We start from the raw sequence: 5,015 nt of genomic DNA, 5'->3' as shown, positions 1-5,015 counted from the left end.
GTGGTAATTAATACGCGCTCTCCAATAGCAGCACGCTTGTTAATTTCAGATAAGACATCATCGACTTGTGTCCCAACAGGCCGAATTTCGACTTGTGGATCGACCAGTCCTGTTGGCCTAACCACTTGTTCGACGATGGTGCTGGAGTGTTCATTTTCGTATTTACCCGGTGTCGCCGAAACAAAAATCGTTTGTGGGGCTAACTTCTCCCATTCTTCAAACATCAAAGGCCGATTATCCAATGCAGAAGGAAGTCGAAAACCGTAGTTGACCAAGGTCTCTTTTCTAGAGCGGTCGCCTTTATACATCGCACCTATCTGCGGCACCATCACGTGACTTTCATCGATCACCAGAATCGCATCGTCAGGCAAGTAATCAAATAAGGTTGGCGGTGCTTCCCCCGGCCCACGTCCAGATAAATGGCGGGAATAGTTTTCAATGCCGTTGCAATATCCCAGCTCCAGCAACATCTCGATATCAAAGCGGGTGCGTTGTTCTAAACGTTGTGCTTCGACCAGCTTATTGTCAGCATTGAGATGTTCGAGTCGTTCTTTTAACTCTTCTTTGATGGCATCGACGGCTTTTAAGAGGTTATCGCGTGGTGTGACATAGTGCGTTTTCGGGTAAATGGTAATGCGGTTCACCCGCTGTAGAATTTCACCTGTCAGAGGATCGAAGTAGCTGATTTGTTCGACTTCATCATCGAATAACTCAACTCTTACTGCATCACGCTCAGATTCTGCCGGGAAGATATCAATGACCTCCCCTCTCACCCGATAAGTACCTCGATGCAATTCGACATCGTTACGGCTGTATTGCAACTCGGTCAAACGTCGCAGAATATCCCGCTGACTGATGACATCACCCTGAACCAGATGTAACACCATCTCAAGATATGCATCTTTTTCACCCAAACCATAGATACAGGACACACTTGATACGATAATCGCATCACGTCTTTCCAACATAGCTTTGGTTGCCGACAAGCGCATCTGTTCGATCTGCTCGTTGACCGACGCATCCTTATCAATAAAAGTATCTGAGGATGGTACGTACGCTTCCGGCTGGTAATAATCGTAATAAGAGACAAAATATTCCACCGCATTATTGGGGAAGAAATCTTTCATCTCACTGTATAATTGCGCGGCCAGGGTCTTATTAGGGGCCAGAACCATCATCGGCCGCCCCAGAGCTTGCGCAACATTGGCAATGGTAAACGTTTTACCAGAACCTGTTACCCCAAGCAGGGTTTGCCACATTTCACCGTTTTCCAAGCCTTCAATCAAAGTCTTGATTGCAGTTGGTTGATCCCCGGCAGGAGAAAATTCGCTGACTAGCTGAAAATGTTTACTCATACGTCTTTAGCATCGATTATGTTTGGCGTATATTATTGAGATATTTATCAATTTACCGTGTTAAATGAAGGAAAGATTTTGACTATCAAGCTCTCCCAACGTGTTCAAAACATCAAACCGTCTCCGACTTTGGCAATCACAGCACGCGCTGCGGCGCTGAGAGCCGAGGGCAAAGATGTTATTGGTCTGGGTGCAGGCGAACCCGACTTCGATACTCCTGAACACATCAAACAAGCTGCCATTGAAGCTATCCACAGCGGCAAAACAAAATACACGCCCGTAGATGGCACAGCAGATTTGAAAGATGCCATCATCAAAAAGTTCTCAAGAGATAATGGGCTCGAGTATGCCGCGAATCAAGTCCTAGTTTCCGTCGGTGGTAAACAAAGCTTTTTCAACTTGGCTCAAGCCTTCATTGAAGCAGGTGATGAGGTCATCATCCCCGCACCATACTGGGTATCATACCCGGATATGACACTGCTTGCTGACGGCGTACCCGTAATTATCAAAGCCGGTCAGGAAAATCAGTTCAAAATCACACCAGAACAATTAGAAGCGGCGATCACAGATAAAACCAAACTGTTCGTTATCAATAGCCCATCTAACCCAACTGGCATGGCTTACAGTCTGAAAGAGCTGGAAGCACTAGGTGAAGTGTTACGCAAACATCCAAACATTTTTATCGCCACTGATGATATGTATGAACATATCTACTGGGCTGACGAACCGTTCTGCAATATTTTGAATGCCTGCCCAGATCTACATGATAGAACACTGGTTATGAATGGCGTTTCCAAAGCGTATTCAATGACTGGCTGGCGTATTGGTTATGCAGCTGGCCCAGCACCATTAATTGCTGCAATGAAAAAAGTACAGTCGCAAAGCACATCCAACCCAGCATCTATCTCACAAGCAGCAGCCGTAGAAGCATTGAACGGTGATCAGTCATGCATTAAAACCATGTTAGCTGAGTTCAAAAAACGTCATGACTATGTCGTTTCTGAATTAAACAAAATGCCTGGCGTGGATTCATTAGAAACAGACGGTACGTTTTATGTTTTCCCAAGCATCGCCGGTGTATTGGAAAACAAAACTGAACTGAAGGACGATATGGATTTTGCCGAAGCCCTATTAGTAGAAAAAGGCGTAGCTGTTGTGCCTGGTTCTGCGTTCGGATTGAAAAACCACATTCGTCTTTCAATCGCGACCAGCGAAGAAAACCTTCGTAACGCACTGATTCGTATTGCTGAATTTATTGCATAAAAAATTATTCAAATTTAGGCTTGACCTATACAGGTCAAGCCACTAGAATAGCCATCTTTCTGTTCCCCGATAGCTCAGTTGGTAGAGCAAATGACTGTTAATCATTGGGTCGCTGGTTCGAGTCCAGCTCGGGGAGCCAAAGAATATATAAAACCTCAAAGAGTCTCTCTTTGAGGTTTTTTTATTTCAGCAATATTTATGTCGACTCGTATTCTTTACCTGCTAAATTGACGAGTTTGATAGAAGGTTGCTGCTATAAGCCAATTTGGTAATTTCTTTAATACTCTCCTCTGAAGCATCAATAGTTTTACACTTAGCACTTTATTTTTAAGATATAAATCTCAAAACAGGCTATTTACTGATTTTTACTTCAGTTGGCTATAGCGACCATTGATGTGAAATCAAAATCAGCTGTTACAAAACACTTCGCGACAACTTGTTTTGTGTATATGCCATCCACTGCATCAATAATCAAAGCGATGTCGGACACGTTCTTTCCTCTGACTAAATTGTATTACTACAACGGTGATTAGCCTGTTTTTGTAGAAGTTCAGGCCATGCTTCTCGCGTCGATGACGTTCAATTTCCATAGACCTAACAAATATATATACAACACCATAATTAACATCATCACTAGATATATCTTCAAACTTATTGGCCGATTATTACCGACAAATAGGGTGCTGTAGTGATTGGTGCATATGCTTTACTTATGGCAACCAGGGTGACTCAATTTTCGATGATTCAAACAGGGCATCAATTTGTACGCTATACCGTTGTTTATCTGCTTGTTTGTATAAGACATACACTGGAAAAGTAAACTCAGGATAGTGTTCATTGTGCTTTAAAAGTCCTGCTTTTATATGGTGCTCAACCACACGTGTTCGAAAATAGCCGCTTCCACCGTTTGTTAAAATGTAATGTAATGCTAATGGTCCAAGGCTAATAGTGAGTTGTGCTCGTGCATGTTCCGGTAAAGCCACATCATGTTGACGTCTAAAGTCATCTCCCCAGTCCACGTAGACATATGGGTGAGGATTATCAACGGAACTCACGTGGATGAGTTTTTCTTCTAATAGTTGCTCGACCTGAACGCCAGGCCAATATTCAGGTTGATGAACCAAAATAATATCTAGAACACCATTCTCAAGTTGCTCCATAAGCGATTGACGTTCACCAATCTCTGTTCTTATAGCCACTTCACTTTCAGTGATATTGAGTGCATTTAGCCATTGCAAGACAAGCGGACTCCATAAACTCACTTCACTGCCAATATTGAGTACATTTTGTACTCCTTGGGGTAAAGGCAGATCACGTTTCGCCAGCTCCCACGATTGCACCATTTTCGTAGCATGTTCAACAAACCTGACACCATTTGAAGTCAAACTTGCACCGGAGCGGTTTCGAACAAATAATTTACACCCAAGTTGTCCCTCAAGGTTATGAATTCGAGCCGTTACGGTCGTTTGAGTGACATGCAGCTTTTCTGCTGCTGAGATAAAACTTCCCGATCTGACAATTTCAAGAAAGGTTCTGGCTAAACTGACATCCATATGAATATTTTTGATATTAAATTAAGATAATATTCATTATATATTATTAAACATTCTCTCCATAATGTGTTTCAACATTCACAGCGATTAGAAACACACTTCATGCAAAACTTAGCTACATCATTATTCACAACATCTGAGTGGGAGGCTGTAGCAAACCTTCTAAAGCGTTTGTCTAATGAACAAACAGAATGGTTAGCGAATAACTTATTAGATATTTCTACTACAGATAAAAGCATAGCTACTGAAAAGAGAGCAGTTGTAGCCTATGGAACAGAAACAGGCAATTCCAAAGGTATTGCTCAGCAGTTTTATGAAAAAGCAGTTCATCATAATAAATCAATAGAACTCATTAACCTGGCGGATTTCAAACTCAAGCAACTAAAACAGATTAATCAGCTATATATTGTGTGTAGTACTCATGGCGATGGCGAACCACCTGAGCCCATCGCATCGTTCTATGATGAGCTAATACACCTTAATGAAGACCTTTCTCATCTATCCTATGCTGTACTCGCTTTGGGTGACAGTTCATACGATCACTTCTGTCTCACCGGCATCACAATTGATGATAGATTGCGTGAGCTCAATGCTTCACCATTTACTGAATGTGTAGAGTGTGATGTTGATTTTGAAGAAACAGCTGAAGAATGGATTACTTACTGTCTTCCAACGTTACCGAATATGACGAAAAACAGCGAAGTACTCACAAAAAGCCGTCATAAAATCCGTACATCAACCTACTCAAAAACCAGTCCACTCTCTGTAGAAGTGATCAAGAATACGCGTTTATCTGATGACTCAAGATCAAACCCGATCCATCATTTAGAGTTACAGGTACCAG

Annotated in this window: 5 protein-coding genes and 1 tRNA gene; 3 read left to right on the top strand and 3 right to left on the bottom strand. The window is 42.3% G+C overall.

Annotated elements, in window-relative coordinates; genetic code table 11:
- The coding region (uvrB, locus tag B4K20_RS02930) for an excinuclease ABC subunit UvrB (protein ID WP_289281819.1) at positions 1–1,355 on the bottom strand (1,355 nt) is incomplete at its 3' end.
- A 78-nt stretch (positions 1,356–1,433) separates the two neighbouring features.
- Here uvrB and B4K20_RS02925 point away from each other — a divergent pair.
- The gene (locus tag B4K20_RS02925) at positions 1,434–2,618 is read left to right on the top strand and encodes a pyridoxal phosphate-dependent aminotransferase (protein ID WP_289281818.1); all 1,185 of its coding nucleotides are present in this window, start codon (positions 1,434–1,436) and stop codon (positions 2,616–2,618) included.
- 63 nt (positions 2,619–2,681) lie between these two features.
- Positions 2,682–2,757 (top strand) — tRNA-Asn (locus B4K20_RS02920).
- Between the two features lie 231 nt (positions 2,758–2,988).
- Here B4K20_RS02920 and B4K20_RS16995 read toward each other — a convergent pair.
- Together B4K20_RS16995 and B4K20_RS02915 are read right to left on the bottom strand one after the other, a co-directional pair.
- Positions 2,989–3,108, bottom strand: a complete 120-nt coding sequence (locus tag B4K20_RS16995; RefSeq protein ID WP_339608432.1) for a hypothetical protein — start codon at positions 3,106–3,108, stop codon at positions 2,989–2,991.
- Positions 3,109–3,328: 220 nt separating this feature from the next.
- Positions 3,329–4,171 (bottom strand): LysR family transcriptional regulator, encoded by an 843-nt coding sequence (locus tag B4K20_RS02915; RefSeq protein ID WP_286305094.1) that lies wholly within the window; start codon positions 4,169–4,171, stop codon positions 3,329–3,331.
- 102 nt (positions 4,172–4,273) lie between these two features.
- Here B4K20_RS02915 and B4K20_RS02910 point away from each other — a divergent pair.
- Positions 4,274–5,015: flavodoxin domain-containing protein (locus tag B4K20_RS02910; RefSeq protein WP_289281817.1), on the top strand; the 742-nt coding region annotated here is incomplete at its 3' end.

Origin of the sequence: Methylophaga sp. UBA5088 (assembly GCF_002414625.1) — a bacterium.
GTDB lineage: Bacteria > Pseudomonadota > Gammaproteobacteria > Nitrosococcales > Methylophagaceae > Methylophaga > Methylophaga marina.
The sequence above is the reverse complement of the archived record's forward strand: the minus strand, read 5'-3'. Positions and strand labels throughout refer to the sequence as shown.

What these genes read in the sequence shown, in the direction of transcription:
- B4K20_RS02915 (WP_286305094.1), bottom strand. Translation starts at nt 4,171, where the DNA reads ATGGATGTCAGTTTAGCCAGAACCTTTCTTGAAATTGTCAGATCGGGA.